General features: G+C 54.4%; 15 protein-coding genes. 4 read left to right on the top strand and 11 right to left on the bottom strand.

The window, feature by feature from the left end:
• Nucleotides 1-63: 63 nt before the first annotated feature.
• The 6 genes from JGC47_RS03745 to rlmD all read right to left on the bottom strand — a co-directional run bounded on the left by JGC47_RS03745 (nucleotide 64) and on the right by rlmD (nucleotide 9,775).
• Nucleotides 64-1,950: an acyltransferase family protein gene (locus tag JGC47_RS03745; protein ID WP_004155771.1), complete on the bottom strand. Its 1,887-nt coding sequence runs from the start codon at nucleotides 1,948-1,950 to the stop codon at nucleotides 64-66.
• Between the two features lie 207 nt (nucleotides 1,951-2,157).
• Nucleotides 2,158-3,453: a phosphopyruvate hydratase gene (gene eno / locus JGC47_RS03740; RefSeq protein WP_004155767.1), complete on the bottom strand. Its 1,296-nt coding sequence runs from the start codon at nucleotides 3,451-3,453 to the stop codon at nucleotides 2,158-2,160.
• Between the two features lie 80 nt (nucleotides 3,454-3,533).
• On the bottom strand, nucleotides 3,534-5,171 hold the full coding sequence (pyrG, locus tag JGC47_RS03735; RefSeq protein ID WP_004155766.1) for a glutamine hydrolyzing CTP synthase: 1,638 nt from the start codon (nucleotides 5,169-5,171) through the stop codon (nucleotides 3,534-3,536).
• 199 nt (nucleotides 5,172-5,370) lie between these two features.
• A complete protein-coding gene (gene mazG / locus JGC47_RS03730; RefSeq protein WP_024015179.1) occupies nucleotides 5,371-6,153 on the bottom strand; it encodes a nucleoside triphosphate pyrophosphohydrolase in 783 nt (260 codons plus the stop codon).
• Between the two features lie 38 nt (nucleotides 6,154-6,191).
• The gene (gene relA, locus JGC47_RS03725; protein WP_004155764.1) at nucleotides 6,192-8,426 is read right to left on the bottom strand and encodes a GTP diphosphokinase; all 2,235 of its coding nucleotides are present in this window, start codon (nucleotides 8,424-8,426) and stop codon (nucleotides 6,192-6,194) included.
• Nucleotides 8,427-8,458: 32 nt separating this feature from the next.
• Entirely contained in the window at nucleotides 8,459-9,775 is a 1,317-nt protein-coding gene (gene rlmD / locus JGC47_RS03720) for a 23S rRNA (uracil(1939)-C(5))-methyltransferase RlmD (RefSeq protein WP_004155763.1), read from the bottom strand.
• 140 nt (nucleotides 9,776-9,915) lie between these two features.
• Between rlmD and barA the strand changes: the two genes are divergently transcribed.
• Nucleotides 9,916-12,645 carry a two-component sensor histidine kinase BarA gene (barA, locus tag JGC47_RS03715; RefSeq protein ID WP_004155762.1) on the top strand — a complete coding sequence of 910 codons (2,730 nt, stop codon included), beginning with the start codon at nucleotides 9,916-9,918 and terminating at the stop codon, nucleotides 12,643-12,645.
• 64 nt (nucleotides 12,646-12,709) lie between these two features.
• Here barA and JGC47_RS03710 read toward each other — a convergent pair whose 3' ends face one another.
• The 5 genes from JGC47_RS03710 to syd form a co-directional block, all read right to left on the bottom strand.
• Entirely contained in the window at nucleotides 12,710-13,849 is a 1,140-nt protein-coding gene (locus JGC47_RS03710) for a glycerate kinase (protein WP_004155761.1), read from the bottom strand.
• A gap of 109 nt (nucleotides 13,850-13,958) precedes the next feature.
• Entirely contained in the window at nucleotides 13,959-14,408 is a 450-nt protein-coding gene (locus JGC47_RS03705; protein ID WP_004155759.1) for a flavodoxin, read from the bottom strand.
• A 22-nt stretch (nucleotides 14,409-14,430) separates the two neighbouring features.
• On the bottom strand, nucleotides 14,431-15,198 hold the full coding sequence (truC, locus tag JGC47_RS03700) for a tRNA pseudouridine(65) synthase TruC (protein WP_004155758.1): 768 nt from the start codon (nucleotides 15,196-15,198) through the stop codon (nucleotides 14,431-14,433).
• A complete protein-coding gene (locus JGC47_RS03695) occupies nucleotides 15,198-15,521 on the bottom strand; it encodes a YqcC family protein (protein WP_004155755.1) in 324 nt (107 codons plus the stop codon). Before JGC47_RS03695 ends, truC begins: the two co-directional genes overlap by 1 nt.
• A 732-nt stretch (nucleotides 15,522-16,253) precedes the next feature.
• On the bottom strand, nucleotides 16,254-16,934 hold the full coding sequence (gene syd, locus JGC47_RS03690) for a SecY-interacting protein (RefSeq protein WP_004155753.1): 681 nt from the start codon (nucleotides 16,932-16,934) through the stop codon (nucleotides 16,254-16,256).
• On the opposite strand from syd, the gene queF reads away from it, so the two are divergent.
• From queF to xni, 3 genes are all read left to right on the top strand, one after another.
• A complete protein-coding gene (queF, locus tag JGC47_RS03685) occupies nucleotides 16,933-17,778 on the top strand; it encodes an NADPH-dependent 7-cyano-7-deazaguanine reductase QueF (RefSeq protein ID WP_004155752.1) in 846 nt (281 codons plus the stop codon). The two genes, syd and queF, sit on opposite strands and share 2 nt — an antisense overlap.
• A 145-nt stretch (nucleotides 17,779-17,923) precedes the next feature.
• On the top strand, nucleotides 17,924-19,288 hold the full coding sequence (gene ppnN / locus JGC47_RS03680) for a nucleotide 5'-monophosphate nucleosidase PpnN (RefSeq protein WP_024015176.1): 1,365 nt from the start codon (nucleotides 17,924-17,926) through the stop codon (nucleotides 19,286-19,288).
• Nucleotides 19,289-19,321: 33 nt separating this feature from the next.
• Entirely contained in the window at nucleotides 19,322-20,077 is a 756-nt protein-coding gene (gene xni / locus JGC47_RS03675; RefSeq protein WP_004155750.1) for a flap endonuclease Xni, read from the top strand.
• Nucleotides 20,078-20,125 lie beyond the last annotated feature (48 nt).

Genomic DNA, 20,125 nt, shown 5'->3' with positions numbered 1-20,125 from the left:
TTTGAACCGACAGCTCGTCTCCCCATACAGGATGTACGCCGCGCCGCCGCCCTCCGGCAGCGATCACATAAATTTTTTATTATGCATCTGCGCCAATGCCTGTTGCGCAACGTCCTTTGCCCCGCTCAGGGTAAAGTGACCGTAGTCGTTGGAGAAAGGTCGACCGTCAGAGGCTAAACCGCGACAGAAGTTGCCCGGACAGACAATCGACCAGACTGAAATATAGCGTATTCCCTGCCGGGACATGGCTTCCGCCATTTTCCGATCGGTGTCACGGATCTCTGGCTTAATCGACGAGGCGACAAGGTCCTTGCGCCCGTCTGTCTGGTACGCCAGCAGGTTTGGCAGCGCCTCGGTGTATTCGACGGTCGGGCCCATCACCATGATATTGTCCGAACGCGATCTCAGATGGTCGAGCGTAGCACGCAGCGGTGCAATATCTTCCGGCGACCAGCGGGCTGATATAATAATGCCGTCTACTTTATGCTGCGGGAGCCACTCGTCATAGACATAGTCGACCAGTTTTGAACACGGATTACGCAACGCCTGTTGAGAAAGGGGTTTACAGCCCGCTGAAGTTGCCTGGATGACATTGACCCTGTCACCTGCCGCAAGGCTGATAGCACGCCAGAGATGGGCTGCATGACTGTCACCTATCATCACATAGTTCTTCTCTGCCGCGGTGGTCTGCAAGCAGAAAGCGCGATCGAACGGCTTATCTTCCTCATTTTTACCATCCACAAAGCATTGACCCCGGCGGTACTGGTAATTGAATTCCGGCATCTTGTTATATTCTGCGTATTGAGCGAGTGCGAGAGCCTGTGGTGAAAAATGCCCTGAATGGTTGTCGAAATGGCCTTTGTACAGCGTGCCACCTGCCATTACCACCAGCCCGATAACGGAAGCGGTGACCGTTCTGGCTGCGGTCACGTAAGACAGTTTGTAACGAAACGGGATTTCAATCAGGTAGCGTGACGCCACCGCCAGCCCCAGGGTTAAGGCTAGGATCACCGCTTCGCGTACTCCGGGTGCAAAGTTAAAGAACATGCGAGCGTAAACGATAATCGGCCAGTGCCAGAGATACAAACAGTAAGAGATCATACCGATATAAACGACCGGCTTAAGAGCCAGCAGGCGTGATATCACCGACTGTTGCCCGGCAAGAATAATCAGAAAACTCCCCACGCACGGCCACAGCGCATTCCACGCCGGGAATGGCATATCGGTATTCAGCATCAGGAAACCATAGAGGATCAGCGCCAGCCCGGCGAGACTCATTCCGTGTCTGAAAGACTGGCTGAAACGTGCCACTTTCGCCTCCAGTCCGGCGACAGCAATGATCCCGCCCAGCGCAAGTTCCCAGGCCCTGGTGGGTAACATGTAGAAAGTGAAAGTGGGTTTACGCGTCACACCGTAAATACTTAACGCCAGCGAGGCGACAATGATCAGCAGCATGATCTGCGTGGTGCGGCGGCGGAAAATCCGCATGACAAACAGCAGCACAATCGGGAAGATAATATAAAACTGCTCTTCTACGGCCAGTGACCATGTGTGTAGCAGCGGCTTCAGATCGGCCGGCCCGTCAAAGTAACCGGTCGTTTTCCAGAAAAAAAGATTGGAGGCAGAAAACAGCGTCGCCGTTGCGCTGTTGCTCAGGTCGTTAAACTGTGTCGGAAGAAGGTGGTAATAGCCGAAAAGCAACGTCACCAGCAACACCACAAACAGCGGTGGCAGAATACGCAGGCAGCGGCGCTTATAGAAATCGAGATACGAGAATTGGCCAGAAAGAGCACTTTGATAAATGATGCCGCAGATCAAATAGCCCGATATGACAAAGAAGATATCCACCCCGGTAAACCCACCGGGGATGCCACCTATCCCCATATGATACGCAATAACAGGCAGTACGGCGAGTGCACGCAACCCGTCGATATCAGCACGGTATTTCATTTTCTCCGATCCTAATAACAAATAGTTACAGGCAATTTACACAAAAATACGTGCGAAAACGCTGTGCTGACATTAAACAGGATTTTTCTTACCTTGGCGGTTAAAGGTCAATCTCATTGATATTCAAAGAATAAAAAAAAAGCCCCGTCTGATGACGGGGCTTTTCAGATAAACCTCAGCCAATTAATGGCTCAGAATATCAGTAGTTTACTGACCTTTGACTTCTTTCAGGCCGTTGAATGGCGCGCGGTTGCCCAGCGCTTCTTCAATACGGATCAGCTGGTTGTACTTGGCAACGCGGTCAGAACGGCTCATAGAACCGGTTTTGATCTGGCCAGCCGCAGTACCTACCGCCAGATCGGCAATGGTCGCATCTTCAGTTTCACCTGAACGGTGAGAGATGACCGCCGTATAGCCCGCATCTTTCGCCATTTTGATTGCCGCCAGCGTTTCGGTCAGAGAACCGATCTGGTTGAATTTGATCAGAATGGAGTTAGCGATGCCTTTATCGATACCTTCTTTCAGGATCCTGGTGTTGGTCACGAACAGATCATCGCCGACCAGCTGGATCTTGTCGCCCAGCACTTTGGTCTGATAGGCGAAACCATCCCAGTCAGATTCGTCAAGACCATCTTCGATAGAAACGATGGGGTACTGCTTAGTCAGGTCTTCCAGGAAGTGAGTGAACTCTTCGGAAGAGAAAGCTTTGTTGCCTTCGCCAGCCAGCACGTATTTACCGTCTTTGTAGAATTCAGACGCAGCGCAGTCCATCGCCAGCGTCACATCCTTGCCCAGCTCGTAGCCTGCCGCTTTTACCGCTTCAGCGATAACAGCCAGCGCTTCGGCGTTGGAACCCAGGTTAGGTGCGTAGCCGCCTTCGTCACCCACGGCGGTGCTCATGCCTTTCGACTTCAGCACTTTCGCCAGGTTGTGGAAGACTTCAGAACCGATGCGTACCGCTTCTTTCAGGGTTTTTGCGCCAACAGGCTGGATCATGAATTCCTGAATGTCGACGTTGTTGTCGGCATGCTCACCACCGTTGATGATGTTCATCATTGGCAGTGGCATAGAGAATTTGCCCGCAGTCCCGTTCAGTTCAGCGATGTGCTCATACAGCGGCATGCCTTTCGCGGCAGCAGCAGCCTTAGCAGCAGCCAGAGACACCGCCAGAATGGCGTTAGCACCAAACTTGGACTTGTTCTCAGTACCGTCCAGATCGATCATGATCTTGTCGATGTTAGCCTGGTCTTTCGCATCTTTACCGGTTACCGCTTCAGCGATGGGACCGTTAACCGCGCCAACCGCTTTGGTTACGCCTTTACCCAGGAAACGCGATTTGTCACCGTCACGCAGTTCCAGCGCTTCACGCGAACCGGTAGAAGCACCTGATGGCGCTGCTGCCAGGCCGACAAAACCGCCTTCCAGATGAACTTCTGCTTCAACGGTCGGGTTACCACGGGAGTCGATGATTTCGCGACCGATGACTTTAACGATTTTGGACATTAGTTTTTCCTTAGTACAAGTTAACTTAAACTCAGACAAATCTCTCAAAAATATTAATTTTCAAGAGGTTATGAAAACACTTATTTTGCCAAACGCTTCTGGTACTCGCTGGCGGCCTTCACAAAACCGCTAAACAGCGGGTGACCGTCTCGAGGTGTCGAAGTGAATTCCGGGTGGAACTGACATGCAACAAACCATGGGTGATTTGGGATCTCAACGATCTCAACCAGCTGGTCATCCCCGGAGCGGCCTGCCACACGTAATCCGGCCGCTTCAATTTGCTTCAATAGCATATTGTTGACTTCATAACGATGGCGGTGACGTTCGATGATGGTGTCGGAGCCGTACAGCTGGCGCACCAGGCTGTCGTCGGTCAGCTGGCACTGCTGGCTGCCCAGACGCATGGTGCCGCCCAAATCGCTCTGCTCGGTACGCTGCTCAACGTTGCCTTCTTCGTCGCGCCATTCAGTGATCAGCGCCACCACCGGGTATTTACAGTCCGGTACAAACTCCGTGGAGTTAGCCCCTTCCATATGCGCCACGTTGCGAGCGAATTCCATCAGCGCCACCTGCATACCCAGGCAGATGCCCAGATAAGGGATGTTGTTTTCACGGGCGTACTGCGCGGTCATCAGCTTACCTTCAACGCCGCGATAGCCAAATCCGCCAGGGATGAGGATGGCATCTAAATCCTTCAGCAGCTCCACACCACGGGTTTCGACATCCTGTGAGTCGATAAGTTTGATATTCACCGTGACGCGGTTTTTCAATCCGCCGTGCTTCAGGGCTTCAATCACCGACTTATAGGCATCCGGCAGCTCGACATATTTACCCACCATGCCGATATTCACTTCGCCGCCCGGATTGGCTTCCTGATAAATCACCTGCTCCCACTCTTGCAGATTGGCTTCCGGTGCGTTCAGGTTAAAGCGCTTGCAGATATAGTCATCCAGCCCCTGCGATTTCAGCATGCCGGGGATCTTGTAGATGGAGTCAACGTCTTTCAGCGAAATAACCGCTTTTTCCGGCACGTTGCAGAACAGCGCGATTTTTGCGCGCTCGTTAGCCGGCACCGCACGGTCAGAACGGCAGATCAGCACGTCAGGCTGAATACCGATCGACAGCAGCTCTTTCACTGAATGCTGGGTCGGCTTGGTTTTGACTTCGCCCGCTGCCGCCATATAGGGCACCAGCGTCAGGTGCATATACATGGTGTGCTCGCGGCCGACGTCCACCGCCATCTGACGGATGGCTTCAAGGAACGGCAAGGATTCGATATCGCCGACGGTGCCGCCGATTTCCACCAGCACCACATCGTGGCCTTCGCCACCTTCGATGATGCGTTCTTTAATGGCGTTGGTAATGTGCGGGATCACCTGAATGGTCGCGCCCAGATAGTCACCGCGACGCTCTTTGCGCAGCACTTCGGAGTAGATACGGCCAGTGGTGAAGTTGTTACGGCGGCTCATCCGGGTACGAATAAAGCGCTCATAGTGGCCGAGATCCAGATCGGTTTCCGCGCCGTCATCAGTGACAAACACTTCACCGTGCTGGGTCGGGCTCATGGTGCCCGGATCCACGTTGATGTACGGGTCCAGCTTCATGATGGTCACGTTGAGACCACGCGCTTCAAGGATAGCGGCCAGGGAGGCTGCGGCAATGCCTTTACCCAGAGAGGAAACGACCCCGCCGGTCACAAATATATAGTTCGTTGTCATGCTGAACCTGAGAATGTAGGTTTAAAGACGATGGAATGAATAACCAGGACGGGAAAATAGTATACCCGAAACCCCCCGGGGCGACAATTGATCGTTTCAGGTTGTGTGCCTTCCAGCGTATTTACCGCCAGGAGATTACCTGAATGTTCGCCGCAAGAGGTTGATGTGGGTCACACTTTTGTTGAATCGTGTCAGCTACTTATTCCTGTGATTTAACCTTTTGCCATGCGGCTTCCATTTGTTCCAGGCTCGCCTGCTGCATTTCCAGGCCTTGGGCGGCAATGATCTGCTCAACCTGGCGGAAGCGACGTTCAAATTTGGTGTTGGCCTTTTGCAACGCGGTTTCAGCTTTGCTGCCCAAATGACGTGACAGGTTGACCGTGGCAAACAGCAGGTCGCCAATTTCCTCTTCCAGCTTATCGCGATCGATCACCGCCTGCTGCGCTTCGTACATCACTTCCTCGATCTCTTCATGCACTTTACCCAATACCGGCGCCAGCGTGTCCCAGTCAAAACCCACGCTGCTACAGCGTTTCTGGATTTTATGGGCGCGCATCAGGGCCGGTAGCGCCTGCGGAATATCATCCAGCGCCGAATGCTGTGCTTTCTCCGCGCGCTCGGCACGTTTGACCTGCTCCCAGTTACCCTGCACCTCGTCGCTGCCGCTAACCCGGGTATCGGCGAAGATATGCGGATGGCGGCGCTGCAGCTTATCGCTGATGGCCCGGCAAATATCTTCGAAGTTAAAATGTCCCTGCTCTTCGGCCATCTGAGCGTAAAACACCACCTGATAAAGCAGGTCGCCAAGCTCGCCACGCAGATCGTCAAAATCGGCACGCCCGATGGCGTCGATCACTTCATAAGCTTCTTCCAGCGTACAGGGCGCAATGGAGGCAAAGGTTTGCTGGCGATCCCACGGGCAGCCATGTTGCGGATCGCGCAAGGTTTTCATTATGCCCAGCAGGCGATCGAGAGAAGTCATTGTTTTATCCATTCAGGTGGTTTATCCGCTCAGACAGATTAATGCAGACGCTTCGCGTCAATGATATCAGGCACCTGATTAAGGCGCGCCAGCACCCGGCTCAGCACCTGCTGATTATAAATCTCAATATCCATATCAATGGTCGCCAGCTGCCTTTTGGTGTCGCTGTGGCTGGACACGCCAAGCACATTGACTTTTTCGTTGGCCAGAATTGTGGTGATATCGCGCAACAGCCCACTGCGGTCGTTCGCCGTCACGCGTACCACCAGCGAATAGCCGCTGGAATAGGTTTCTCCCCACACGGCATCAACGATGCGCTCAGGCGCGTGAGATATCAGGTCGGCCAGCTGGTCACAGTCGGCGCGGTGAATCGAAATACCGCGCCCTTGGGTGATAAAACCGGTAATGTCATCACCGGGGATAGGCTGGCAGCAGCGTGCAATATGATGCATCAGGTTACCAACGCCCTCAACCACCACGCGGCCGCTCTCTTTGCTGCGCGGCACGCTGTTCGAGGTCTTCTGCGTCAGCTGGCGCAGCGCCTCGCGGTCTTCCTCTTCAGCGCTCGGCTTATGCAACTTCGACTGCAGGAAGTTACTCATCTGATTCAGTCGCACATCGCCGCCGCCAATCGCTGCCAGCAGTTCATCCAGCGAATTGTAGTTATAGCGGGGCAGCAGCACCTTCTCCGCATCCTTAAGACTGATATCCAGATGATCCAGTTCGTTATCGAGGATCTGACGGCCGGCAATGATATTTTTATCGCGATCCTGCTTGCGGAACCAGGCGTGAATTTTCGAACGCCCACGGCTGGTGGTCACATAGCCGAGGTTAGGGTTCAGCCAGTCGCGACTCGGGTTTGGCTGCTTCTGGGTAATGATGTCGATCTGATCGCCCATTTGCAGATGGTAGGTGAACGGGACAATGCGCCCGCCGATTTTCGCCCCGATGCAGCGGTGACCGATATCGCTGTGAATATGATAAGCGAAGTCCAGCGGTGTGGATCCGGCAGGCAGATCCACCACATCCCCTTTCGGCGTAAACACGTAAACCCGATCGTCGAACACCTGACTGCGCACTTCGTCGAGCATTTCGCCGGAGTCCGCCATCTCCTCCTGCCAGGTGATCAGCTTACGCAGCCAGGCAATACGCTCTTCATGGCCGGATGCGCCGCGCGCGCTGCCGCCAACGCCGCCTTCCTTGTACTTCCAGTGCGCAGCAACGCCCAGTTCAGCATCTTCGTGCATCTGACGGGTGCGGATCTGGATCTCCACGGTTTTGCCCTGAGGCCCCAGCACCACGGTGTGGATCGACTGATAACCGTTTGGTTTTGGGTTAGCAACGTAGTCATCAAACTCGTTTGGCAGATGGCGGTAAAGCGTATGAACAATGCCCAGCGCGCCGTAGCAGTCCTGCAAACGTTCGGCAACGATACGTATTGCGCGCACGTCGAACAGCTCATCGAAAGCCAGCGACTTCTTCTGCATCTTGCGCCAGATACTGTAGATATGTTTGGGTCGGCCATAAACTTCGGCCTTCACGCCCTCTTTAACCATTTCAGTCCGCAGCGAATGCACGAAGGTGTCGATATAATCTTCGCGATCGATACGCCGCTCATGCAGCAGTTTGGCGATGCGTTTGTACTCATCCGGGTGCAGATAGCGGAAACAGAAATCTTCCAGTTCCCACTTTAACTGGCCAATACCGAGACGGTTCGCTAATGGCGCATAGATATTGGTACACTCTTTTGCCGCCAGCACGCGCTCATCTTCCGGCGCGTCCTTCACTTCACGCAGATGAGCGATGCGCTCCGCCAGCTTGATGACTACGCAGCGAAAATCTTCCACCATCGCCAGCAGCATACGCCGCACGTTATCAACCTGCTCGGAGGCCATCGAATCATTGTGCGTGGCTTTTAACTGACGAATGGCATCCATATCGCGCACGCCGTGCACCAGCGAGACGATGGCTTTACCAAACTGCTGTTCAAGCACGTGTTCACTGACCACGCCGGCATTTGCCAGCGGAAACAGCAGCGCCGCACTCAGGGTTTCGTTGTCCATGCTAAGCATGGAGAGAATTTCCACCATCTCCACGCCGCGCCACAGCAACAGGGCCGCATCGGGATGATTCTTCGTCGCCGTGTCACAATAGCGCCAGGTATCGGCCAGTCGTTCACATGACTGCGGGTTAGAGATCGCCAAATCAGCAATCCATTGGTCGAGCGCAAACTCGCCAGCCGTATTAAGATGTGCACTTCTTACCGCAACCATATGCCCTCCAGGCATTGTCCCCGTTCAGGGAGCTATTTTCGGCTAAACAGCACCATAGATTCCAGGTGCCCGGTATGGGGAAACATGTCAAGCATAGTAACCCTTTCCAGCTGGTAGCCGGACCCAAGCAGAATCTCACTATCGCGCGCGAGCGTCGTGGGGTTACAGGAAACATAGACCACCCGTTGCGGCGCCAGCCTGGCGATATGCGCCATCACTCCCGCAGCGCCCGCACGCGCAGGATCAAGTAATACTTTATTGAACCCCTGCGCGGCCCACGGCTGACGGCTGACATCTTCTTCAAGGTTATGCTGCCAGAACGTCACATTGTTAAGATTATTTAATTCTGCATTATACCCAGCCTTGGCCACTAATGCTGCTACGCCCTCCACTCCCACAACATTTTTAGCAAATTTTCCGATTGGAAGAGTAAAATTTCCCATTCCACAAAAGAGATCCAGTACCCGATCTTCAGGTTGCAGGTCAAGCCACACCAGCGCGCGCGCCACCATTTTCTGGTTAACCTCATCGTTCACCTGGATAAAGTCACGCGGGCTGAACGTTAGCGTCAGATCATCAGAACGATAGTGCGGCATGCTGCCGCTAACCTGCTCCAGCGAGTCGCTATCGGCTGCCAGATATAATGACACGTTGTACTTATGCGAAAATTGTTCCAGTTTTTGCCGGTCGCCAGTCGTCAACGCATCCAGATGGCGTAAAACCAGCAGCGGCCCGTTGTCCGCCTGCACCAGCTCAACATGTCCGAGACGGCGCACCGCCTGTAAACCGCTTAGCACCGCATGAAGAGGCTGAAGCAATGCATTCAGTTCGGGCTTCAATATCGGGCAATGCGTGATATTGACCAGTTCACGGGTGCTTTTTTCGCGAAACCCCATATGCAATGTCTGCGTTGCGGGCTGGAAGCTAAGGCCGAGGCGCGCACGTCGGCGATAGCCCCATGCCGGGCCGGTGATCACGTCGTCCACCGCCACCGCCGCGCCGCGCTGTTTTGATAACCAATGCCCCAGCGCTTTGGCTTTGCTCTGCTGTTGCAGCGCCGGGGAGGCATGCTGCTGCTGACAGCCACCGCAGCGGCTATAATGAGGGCAGCGTGGCTGGACACGCTCCGGGCTGGCGGTAACGATACGTTTAGCCACCCCGCGGGAAAAGTGGCGTTTATCTTCACTGATGCTCACTTCTGCCACTTCACCAGGCAGTGCTCCCTGCACAAACAGCGCCTTACCATTATGGTGCGCCACCCCCTGACCAAAGCTGTCAAGGTCATGAACGGTTACCGTTATTGTCTGGCGGGTCGTCACGCGCCTTTTTGCAGAGTAGAATTGCGCCATTATTTTCTTCGTTCTCGAAAAGTAGGGATGATGATGGTGAAAAACGGGCGTAGCCTGGCACAACGTTAACCATAATTCGACCTCTTCAGGACACCATGCCAAATGGACGGCACCGCGCACTGTCGCATACAGGGAATATTATGACCAAATACAGCCTGCGGGCACGCATGATGATTTTGATTCTGGCACCGACGCTGATGATCGGCCTGCTGCTTTCCACTTTTTTTGTTGTTAACCGTTACAATGAATTACAGAGTCAGCTGACGGACGCCGGGGTCAATATCATCGAACCGCTGGCGGTTTCCAGTGAATACGGCATGACCTTTCACAGCCGTGAGTCGGTGCGCCAGCTGGTCAGCCTGCTGCATCGCCGCCATTCGGATATTGTGCGGGCAATTTCGGTCTTTGACGACCACAATCAGTTGTTTGTGACTTCGAATTACCATCAGGCGCCGGATCTGCTGCGCCTGCCGGATAACCTGCCGTTAACCTCGCGAACGATGAAACAGCGTCATGGCAACTCCGTTATTCTGCGCACTCCCATTCTTTCGGAAAGCTACTACCCGGATGAATCGCCAGGCCAGGATGCCAAACCCAACGGCAACCCGTTAGGCTACGTGGCCATTGAGCTGGATCTGCAATCGGTGAGACTTCAACAGTACAAAGAAGTGTTTATCTCCACGCTGTTGCTGCTGTTATGCCTGTGTATCGCCATGCTGTTTGCTTATCGTCTGATGCGTGACGTGACCGGCCCTATTCGCAATATGGTCAGTACCGTTGACCGCATTCGCCGTGGACAGCTTGACAGCCGGGTGGAGGGCTACATGCTGGGCGAACTGGACGTGTTGAAAAACGGCATTAACTCGATGGCCATGTCGCTCACCGCCTATCATGAGGAGATGCAGCAGAATATCGATCAGGCGACCTCCGATCTGCGTGAAACCCTGGAACAGATGGAAATTCAGAACGTCGAGCTGGATATGGCGAAGAAACGCGCCCAGGAAGCGGCACGTATTAAGTCGGAATTTCTGGCGAATATGTCGCATGAATTACGTACTCCGCTCAACGGGGTGATCGGTTTTACCCGCCAAACGCTGAAAACCACGCTAAATTCCACCCAGCGTGACTATCTGCACACCATTGAGCGCTCGGCCAATAATTTACTGAGCATTATTAATGACGTGCTGGATTTTTCTAAGCTGGAAGCCGGCAAGCTGGTGCTGGAAACGATCCCGTTTCCGCTGCGCGCTACCCTGGATGAAGTGGTGGTACTGCTGGCTCAGTCTGCGCATGAAAAAGGGCTGGAATTAACGCTGAATATTCAGAGTGATGTCCCGGATAACGCCATCGGAGACCCGCTTCGCATGCAGCAGATTATTGTTAATCTGCTGGGCAATGCCATCAAGTTTACCGAATCGGGCAATATTGATATTCGGGTGGAAAAACGTGCTCTAAGCAATAACCGCATGGAGCTGGAAGTACAGATCCACGATACGGGCATCGGCATTTCGGAGAAACAGCAGTCTCAGCTGTTCCAGGCGTTCCGCCAGGCTGACGCCAGTATTTCACGCCGCCACGGCGGCACCGGGCTGGGGCTGGTGATCACGCAGAAACTGGTTAATGAAATGGGCGGTGAAATCTCCTTCCATAGCCGGCTGCACCGCGGTTCAACCTTCTGGTTCCATATTAATCTGGCTCTTAACCCGAACGCTGCCAGCGATCCGCGCATCATGGATTGTGTTGAAGGTCAGCATCTGGCCTATGTCGAGCCAAACGAGGCGGCAGCGAAAGCGGTAATGGAAATGCTCAATGCCACGCCAATGCGGGTGAGCTACAGTTCATCCCTCGATGAGCTGGCGCAAGATCGCTATGATGTGCTGCTGATGGGCCTGCCCGTGGCTCAGGGACATCGCCTTGAGATCGATGAACAACAGCTAACGCCCATTTTGCAACGCGCCAACAGCGTGATTATGGCTTTGCCTTTCCAGATGCAGATCTATGCGGAGGATTTGAAAGCGCGTGGCGTTACCGCCTGCCTGATTAAGCCACTGTCCATGACGCGCCTGCTGCCCGTTCTTGTCGACCATCATTATCGCCGCGACATGCAGCCACAGGCCGAACGAACGCTGCTGCCGCTCAGGGTAATGGCGGTGGATGATAATCCGGCGAACCTCAAACTTATTGGCGCGCTGCTGGAAGAACAGGTGGCCGATATTGTCCTGTGCGACAGCGGTGAAGCGGCGATTGGACAGGCGCGGCTACAGCATCTGGATATCATTTTAATGGACATTCAGATGCCTGAAATTGATGGTATTCGCGCCAGTGAACTGATCCGCCAACTGCCGCAACATATCAATACCCCGATTGTCGCCGTCACCGCCCATGCGATGGATGGCGAACGCCAGCAGCTGATGAAGGCCGGAATGAACGATTATCTCGCCAAGCCCATCGATGAGCAAAAGCTGAGTCGCCTGCTGGCACGTTACTCGCCGGTTGGGCAGCGCGTATTACCGTCAGTGACGGAGGTTCCGGCCTCTCTCGACTGGGCGATGGCTTTAAGCCAGGCGGCAAACAAGCCCGATCTGGCGCGCGACCTTTTACAGATGCTGGTCGACTTTCTGCCCGAGGTGCAAAAACTGGTGGAGTTGTATAGCGCAGAGAACAACACCAGCGCCTTACGCAATATCATTCATAAACTGCACGGCAGCGCCAGCTATAGCGGCGTTCCCCGAATGAAACAGCTGTGTCTGCAGCTGGAACAAAACCTGCGTCAAAGTGAAGATATAGCGGCGTCAGAACCCGAGCTGCTGGAGCTGCTTGACGAAATGCATAACGTGGCACGACTGGCCAAAGAGCGGCTGAAGCTGTAAGCCCGCGGAGGAATCACTGCGGGCGAACCATGCCATCGCGCCCCACAGCGGGGGCCGCCGGTGCTTAAATTTGCCGCCCGATATGAAGGGTAGCCGCAACATTGCGCGCCGTCATACGCACATTCTCCGCTGCTTCCTGTAACGCCTCATCCAGATTACAGATGCGGTTAATCACGCTGAATACCGCATCCAGCCCGTGCTGGTGTACCACGCCCACATCGCGTGAGAGGCCGCCGGCAATAGCGATCACCGGCTTTTTGTGACGCTTCGCCAGCCGCGCCACGCCCACAGGAACTTTACCTTGAACAGTCTGACTGTCGATGCGCCCTTCTCCGGTTATCACCAGCGTGGCATCCCGCACTAACGCCTCCAGCCCGAGCGCTTCGGTGACAATCTCAATGCCGGGGCGCAGCGTGGCGCGACAAAAAGCATAAAGCCCGGCCCCCATGCCGCCGGCAGCACCGCCTCCGGCAAGAGTGAAAACATCGCAGTGCATATCCCGCTGTATCAGCGCCGCAAAGTGCTTTAACGCACGATCCAGCTGCACAACCTGTGCGGACGAGGCCCCTTTTTGTGGGCCGAACACTACCGATGCGCCCTGCTCGCCGATCAGCGGATTAGTTACGTCGCAGGCCACATCAATCTGGCAATCAGCAATCCGCGGATCGAGGACGCTGAGATCGACAGCGGCAAGCCGTGCCAGTTCAGCACCACCGTGACCGATTCGCTTGCCCTGTTGGTCCAGCAGCCTGACGCCCAGCGCCTGAATCATGCCTGCCCCGGCGTCATTGGTAGCACTGCCGCCGATACCGATAATCATCCGCTTAACCCCCTGATCCAGCGCATGGCGCATCAGCTCCCCGGTGCCCCAGCTGGTGGCGGTCATCACATCACGCTGTGCAGCAGGCACATGCTCCAGCCCGCTGGCGGCAGCCATTTCGATAATCGCGCACTGCCCGTCGCCGGACAGGCCATAAAATGCCTCAACGGGCTTCCCCAGCGGCCCTGTGGCCTGTAACGGGATGATTTTTCCACCGGTCGCGGCGACCATGGCTTCAACCGTCCCTTCGCCGCCGTCGGCAACCGGCAGTTTGATATATTGCGCATCGGGGAAAATGTCGCGAAAACCCAGTTCAATCTGAGTGGCGACCTGTAGTGCCGAGAGACTTTCTTTAAAGGAATCAGGGGCGATAACTATTTTCATCGGTTGTCCATAGCGCGTATGCGGTTAATCAGATGCGCAAGGAGTCACCCTTTTTGCCGAGCGCACGCCAGCAGCGGGCCGGTGCAGGAGGTCCGCTGCTGGCCGGCCTTTAGCTTAGAAGCTTAGCCCACTGTTCGACCCACGGCGAGGTGACCTCTTCCGGCTGCGGATTTTCGCTGGCATCGACCAGCAGTACCTCACCTATGCGGAGTGCACTCTGTTCGGATAACAGCGCGTCAAACTGCTTCCCGCCGCCGCAGAAACGATCGTAGCTGCTGTCACCAAGTGCGATAATGCCGTAGCGCAGGCCAGGCTGATAACCCAGCCTGTCCTTAATTGCCTGGAATAGCGGAACAATGCTGTCCGGCAAATCGCCATGCCCGGTGGTAGAGGTGACCACCAGTACCACTTTATCCGCATAGCCCTGCCAGTCTTCCAGCGTTGGATCGTCAAAAACCGTGACTCTGTGACCGGCCTGCACCAGCAAAGGTTCAGCTTCTTCAGCCACTAACAGCGCGTTTCCATAAACGGTGCCAACAAAAATACCTATTTCAGCCATCATTTTCTCCATCAACTGATACTTAATTTTGTGCGATCTGCTGCGCCAGCTCTGCCCGCATCACGTCAGGCAGTTCCGCCTGCCAGCCAAACTGATTGATTACTTTCTGCCAGACCGCATCCAACCCGGCGCGCAAGATCAGCGGCCCGGCGGTTACCGGATGCGTCAGATTGAGTTCACTGGCGTGCAGCATCAGGCGATTTATGCCAAAGTTTGCCGCTGCAGAACGGTTCTGCTTCAAATCACCGTGGGCGCTGTCGCCGATAATCGGGTGGCGCAGATGGGTCATATGACGGCGCAGCTGATGTTTGCGCCCGGATTCAGGCTGCATCTCCACCAGTGAATAGCGTGAAGTCTCATAGCGCCCGATCGGCACCGCCAGCTCGGCGGTGGCCACGCCACGCCAGTGCGTTACCGCTGGCTGTGGTGCTTTCTCCGGCTGACTGAACTTATCGGCGATTTTATCCCGCTCTTCGGTCAGTGGATAGTCGAGCGTATCGGCTCCTTCCAGCCAGCCACGCACCACCGCATGGTAGGTTTTTTGCAGCTGGTGCCGTTCAAACTGCTGCGACAGAAGATGAGCAACCTCGCTCGACAGGGCCATTAGCAGCACGCCGGAAGTCGGACGATCGAGACGATGCACGGTAAATACATGCTGGCCAATCTGGTCGCGTACCGTCTGCATGGCAAACACCGTTTCATGCCGATCGAGCCAGCTGCGGTGCACCAGCATACCGGACGGCTTATTGACCGCCACCAGCCAGCGATCCTGATAAATGATTTCAAGCATTATGGTGACTCGAACAGTTGGTCAAACTCATTCAGCAGGTGCAGCAGCCGCGCACGTTCAGGAATATCTCCCTCCAGCGCGACTTCATAATAGGGGGCGATGGCCAGCGAAGGCGGCAGCGGTGCGCCCGCGTCCAACAACGCCTGCATTTTAGGCAAAAGGATCCACTGCAACCACTGCAACGGCGTCATGGTATCAATGCAGAAAGGTTCAGTGCTGGTGAAAGCCTCGCTGACAGGGGCGACGTATTGCCATAATCCGGCCTGTTTGAGTAACGATTCTATCGCCAGCAATCGTTCCTGAACCTGCAGTTCACGGCTCATGTGCAACCTCTTAGAGAATTGTGGGTGAAAAGGACGCAAAGCATAGCATTCACGTTGGTTTCAGGGAAAAGTATCAACAAAAAAAGGGGGCACTGTATAAACAGTGCCCCCGGTTCGTTTGCAGCTATCCGGCTACATTTATGCTCCCTGCTCATCCTTGAAAACTGGTCCATGCGCTTTCCTGAGCAGACATCTTCCTGACGTCGATCCTTTGACTTCCATGCCCGCCAATAGTCCTTTACGGCTCACATTCTCCGTCCTGGAGGTGTCCATTACCTCTTCCTGAGATCTCCTTTGCTTCATCCTGAAGCCTGTCCCTGAAATATCATCCTGATAGTGATCCTGTTATCATCCATGACTGCCGAATGTCCCTTACGGCGCGTTTCTCCATCCTGGAGATGTTCCTGACCTCTTCCTGAAGTTTCCTGTACCCCATCCTGGAGCCTGTCCCTGATACATCATCCCGATGATTCAATCCTTCAATGAGCACATCATCCTGATGTTAATCTCATATCATGCTGTTCCTTCGCAACGGGGCCTATTGTGCCTTAATAACATTAGCAAACAAGATGCTTAGAGCGGCTATTTAGGCTATTCCTTCTTCTGTGATGGCCTGAAATCGGCTAACCAGATGATATGAATCATTTTTAATTCTTAAGCATTAGTCATATCTGCATGATTACAAGCGATCTCTTACATAATCTGTAAGAGATCTCGTACAGGGCAGGCGGCTTAATTCGGATAATTAATGATAAGCGGCTGTAAAGAAATAAGAAAGTTCCGGATAGATGGCGCGATAACCTGGCGCTTTTTGGTGCCCAACTGCTCAAGGATGACTTCCCCACTCATATTACATACTGATATGACCTCCAGTTCGGAGTCGGTGGTGGCGATAAATAAAGTGGGCGATTGTTTAAGACGACGCTTCATAAGCAAATGGCCAATCAGGTTTTCCTGCACGCGTAAAAAGTCATCTTCACTCCAGGTCTGCAATAAAGATATCTGCTGTCCGTGCAAGCTTGCCGTCATATCCCCGGCGAACTGAGAAGTATAGAACGCGGTGACCGCTGGCTGCAGGCGAATATCCAGCGCCCGCTCAACGGCATTGAGATTTGGCTCCAGCGTAAACGGCTGTGGTAGCCACCAAACTTCCTCCTCATGTGAGGCAATCACACAGGTTGAAGGGATGCCGTAAAGTTCCTTACTTGCCGGCGCATGACCGCTTTGCTGCTGCCAGATATCGCAATAATGCTGGCTAAAATCGCGTAATGCCCCTGTGGTTTCATCAATCATTTTTTTACTCGTTACTGACTGGGTTACACTAACAACCTGTTGTGGCCTGAAGGCATAACGGGCTGACGGATTTGTGACAACGCCTGCCGCGGCAGGCACCAAATAATAAGGGAATACCATGTCTACCTATGACAATCATCATGCGCTGGAAGGTCTTACCCTGGGGCAACCTACAGAATATCACCACACTTATCAGCCAGCGCTGTTACAGGCTGTGCCACGTAGCCTTAACCGTGACCCGCTCGGCATTCATGGCGACAGCCTGCCGTTCTGCGGGGCAGATATCTGGACATTGTATGAACTCTCCTGGCTCAACAACAAGGGGGTGCCACAGGTTGCGCTGGGCGAAGTCGTCCTGGATGCCAGCAGTGTTAATCTGATCGAGTCCAAAAGCTTTAAACTGTACCTGAACAGTTTTAATCAGACTAAATTTACCGACTGGGGCGAAGTTCGCCAGACGCTGGAGCGCGATCTGAGCGCCTGTGCCGTAGGTAAGGTCGGCGTGGCGCTATTCCGCCTGCATGAAATTGAAGGTCAACCCATTGGTCATTTCGACGGCTCCTGCATCGACGAGCAGGATATTGTCATCAATGACTATGAATTTGATGTCAGTTACCTGCAAAACGCCACCGGTAGTGAAATTGTTGAAGAGCAGTTGGTCAGCCACCTGTTAAAATCCAACTGCCTGATAACGCATCAGCCAGACTGGGGAACGGTGCAAATTAGCTATCGTGGCCCCCGCATTCAGCGTGAAGCGCTGCTGCGTTACCTGGTCTCTTTCCGCCAGCATAATGAGTTCCACGAACAGTGCGTAGAGCGCATTTTTAGCGATATTTTACGCTACTGTAAGCCGGAAAGCTTGAGCGTTTATGCCCGTTATACCCGTCGCGGTGGTCTTGATATCAATCCATGGCGCAGCAACACGCAGTTTGTACCGGGTCGCTCACGGCTGGTACGTCAGTAAAGGCGGCTCTGCCCGGTGTGATTTATCCACGGTAAAGGCTAATCTGAGCACGGGCGGCATACTGACGCAGCCCAAAGAGGTATTATCTCCGTGATGGCGAAATCACGGAGTGATGACACACCCAGGCGGGTGTAACGGAGATCACTTGATTACACACATTAGCCCACTCGGCTCAATGGATCTGCTTTCCCAGCTGGAAGTCGACATGCTAAAACGTACGGCCAGCAGCGATCTTTACCAGCTGTTTCGTAACTGCTCGCTCGCCGTACTTAATTCAGGCAGCCAGACTGACAGTAGCCAGGAATTGCTCTCACGCTTTGAAAGCTTCGACATCAATGTGCTCCGACGCGAGCGCGGCGTTAAGCTCGAATTGATCAACCCACCCGACGAGGCATTTGTCGATGGGCGTCTTATCCGCGCCCTGCAGGCCAACCTGTTTGCCGTGCTGCGCGATATTCTCTTCGTCAACGGCCAGATCGATAACGCCGGGCGCTTCCATTATCAGAATACTGCCGATCCGGTACATATCACTAACCTGGTGTTCTCCATTCTGCGTAATGCGCGTGCGCTGCACATTGGTGAAGAGCCTAATACCGTGGTGTGCTGGGGCGGTCACTCGATCAACGCCGTTGAATACCAGTACTGCCGCAACGTCGGCGCCCAGCTGGGGCTGCGCGAGCTCAATATCTGTACCGGGTGCGGCCCCGGCGTGATGGAGGCGCCGATGAAAGGGGCAGCAGTGGGCCATGCGCAGCAACGCTATAAAGAAGGCCGCTTTATTGGTCTGACTGAGCCGTCAATTATCGCCGCCGAACCGCCTAACCCGCTGGTTAACGAGCTGATCATCATGCCCGATATTGAAAAGCGCCTTGAAGCCTTTGTGCGCATAGCGCACGGGATCATCATCTTCCCCGGCGGCGTGGGCACAGCTGAAGAGTTGCTCTATCTGCTGGGGATCCTGATGAATCCCCACAATCGCCACCAGGTTCTGCCGCTCATCCTCACCGGTCCACAGGAGAGCGCCGACTACTTCCGCATGCTGGACGAATTTATCGTCAGTACGCTGGGTGATGAAGCGCGTGAGCATTACACCATCATTATCGATAATGCAGCCGAAGTGGCGCGCCTGATGAAAAAAGCGATGCCTGAGGTAAAAGAGCACCGTCGTGAAACGGGCGATGCCTACAGCTTCAACTGGGCGCTGCGGATCGCTCCCGACCTGCAGATGCCATTTATGCCCAGCCATGAAAATATGGCGAACCTCAATCTGTCACCCGATCAGCCGGCCGAACAGCTTGCCGCCGCGCTGCGCCGCGCGTTTTCAGGCATTGTCGCCGGCAACGTGAAGGATGTTGGTATCAGGGCTATCAAAGAGAAAGGCCCCTATAAGCTGCATGGTAACCCGGAGATCATGCGTCGTATGGACGATTTACTGCAGGGATTTGTCGCACAACATCGTATGAAGCTGCCGGGCAGCGCATATATTCCCTGCTACGAGATCATTAAATAGAAGGGCGGCCTGCGGGCCGCTCAGGATTATCTGATGGTACATCTGCTGATTATTGATGCGCTGAACCTGATTCGGCGCATTCACGCCGTGCAGGGTTCTCCCTGCCAGGAAGCCTGCCTTAACGCGGTGCAGCAACTGTTGCTGCACACCCGGCCGACTCACGCAGTCGCGGTATTTGACGATGACCGCCGCAGCGTCAGCTGGCGTCATCAACTGCTGCCGGACTATAAAGCCGGACGGTCGCCAATGCCGGACGCGCTGTGCGACGAAATGCCGCTGTTACGCAGTGCCTTTGCCAGCATTGGCGTAACAAGCTGGCATTCCAGAGGCGATGAAGCCGACGATTTAGCGTCAACGCTGGCCAGCAAGGTCGCGGCAGTGGGCCATCAGGCGACGATTGTCTCCACGGATAAGGGCTACTGCCAACTGCTGGCTCCCACGATCCGAATCAGGGATTACTTCCAGAAACGCTGGCTGGACGTGCCGTTTATTACTGACTCATTTGGCGTGGAACCGACGCAGCTCACCGATTACTGGGGGCTGGCGGGTATCAGCAGCAGCAAAATTCCCGGCGTGGCGGGCATCGGCGGCAAAAGTGCCGCACAGCTGTTAAAGCAGTTTGGCAGCATGGCGGCCATTTATCAGAATCTGGACCAGGTGCCGGAGAAGTGGCGGAAAAAGCTGGCTGAACAGCAGCAGACGGCCACAATCTGTAAACGGGTTGCGACATTAAAAACGGATTTGTTGCTGGAAGGAAACTTAAAAGAACTGCGTCTGATTCAAAGCTGATGAATGAGTCAGCCTTGAATCAGACGGCAGCGGGCGAACGGAAACGGG

The sequence above is a fragment of the Erwinia amylovora genome, from assembly GCF_017161565.1.
In the GTDB taxonomy this organism is placed as follows: Bacteria; Pseudomonadota; Gammaproteobacteria; order Enterobacterales; family Enterobacteriaceae; genus Erwinia; species Erwinia amylovora.
This window is presented reverse-complemented; position numbering and strand designations above follow the sequence as displayed.

Excerpts from the sequence above, each read along its gene's own strand:
- JGC47_RS03745 (WP_004155771.1), bottom strand. The coding sequence starts at position 1,950 with ATGAAATACCGTGCTGATATCGACGGGTTGCGTGCACTCGCCGTACTG.
- eno (WP_004155767.1), bottom strand. The coding sequence starts at position 3,453 with ATGTCCAAAATCGTTAAAGTCATCGGTCGCGAAATCATCGACTCCCGT.
- pyrG (WP_004155766.1), bottom strand. The coding sequence starts at position 5,171 with ATGACAACGAACTATATATTTGTGACCGGCGGGGTCGTTTCCTCTCTG.
- mazG (WP_024015179.1), bottom strand. The coding sequence starts at position 6,153 with ATGACTTCTCTCGATCGCCTGCTGGGCATAATGAAAACCTTGCGCGAT.
- relA (WP_004155764.1), bottom strand. The coding sequence starts at position 8,426 with ATGGTTGCGGTAAGAAGTGCACATCTTAATACGGCTGGCGAGTTTGCG.
- rlmD (WP_004155763.1), bottom strand. The coding sequence starts at position 9,775 with ATGGCGCAATTCTACTCTGCAAAAAGGCGCGTGACGACCCGCCAGACA.
- barA (WP_004155762.1), top strand. The coding sequence starts at position 9,916 with ATGACCAAATACAGCCTGCGGGCACGCATGATGATTTTGATTCTGGCA.
- JGC47_RS03710 (WP_004155761.1), bottom strand. The coding sequence starts at position 13,849 with ATGAAAATAGTTATCGCCCCTGATTCCTTTAAAGAAAGTCTCTCGGCA.
- JGC47_RS03705 (WP_004155759.1), bottom strand. The coding sequence starts at position 14,408 with ATGGCTGAAATAGGTATTTTTGTTGGCACCGTTTATGGAAACGCGCTG.
- truC (WP_004155758.1), bottom strand. The coding sequence starts at position 15,198 with ATGCTTGAAATCATTTATCAGGATCGCTGGCTGGTGGCGGTCAATAAG.
- JGC47_RS03695 (WP_004155755.1), bottom strand. The coding sequence starts at position 15,521 with ATGAGCCGTGAACTGCAGGTTCAGGAACGATTGCTGGCGATAGAATCG.
- queF (WP_004155752.1), top strand. The coding sequence starts at position 16,933 with ATGTCTACCTATGACAATCATCATGCGCTGGAAGGTCTTACCCTGGGG.
- syd (WP_004155753.1), bottom strand. The coding sequence starts at position 16,934 with ATGGTATTCCCTTATTATTTGGTGCCTGCCGCGGCAGGCGTTGTCACA.
- xni (WP_004155750.1), top strand. The coding sequence starts at position 19,322 with ATGGTACATCTGCTGATTATTGATGCGCTGAACCTGATTCGGCGCATT.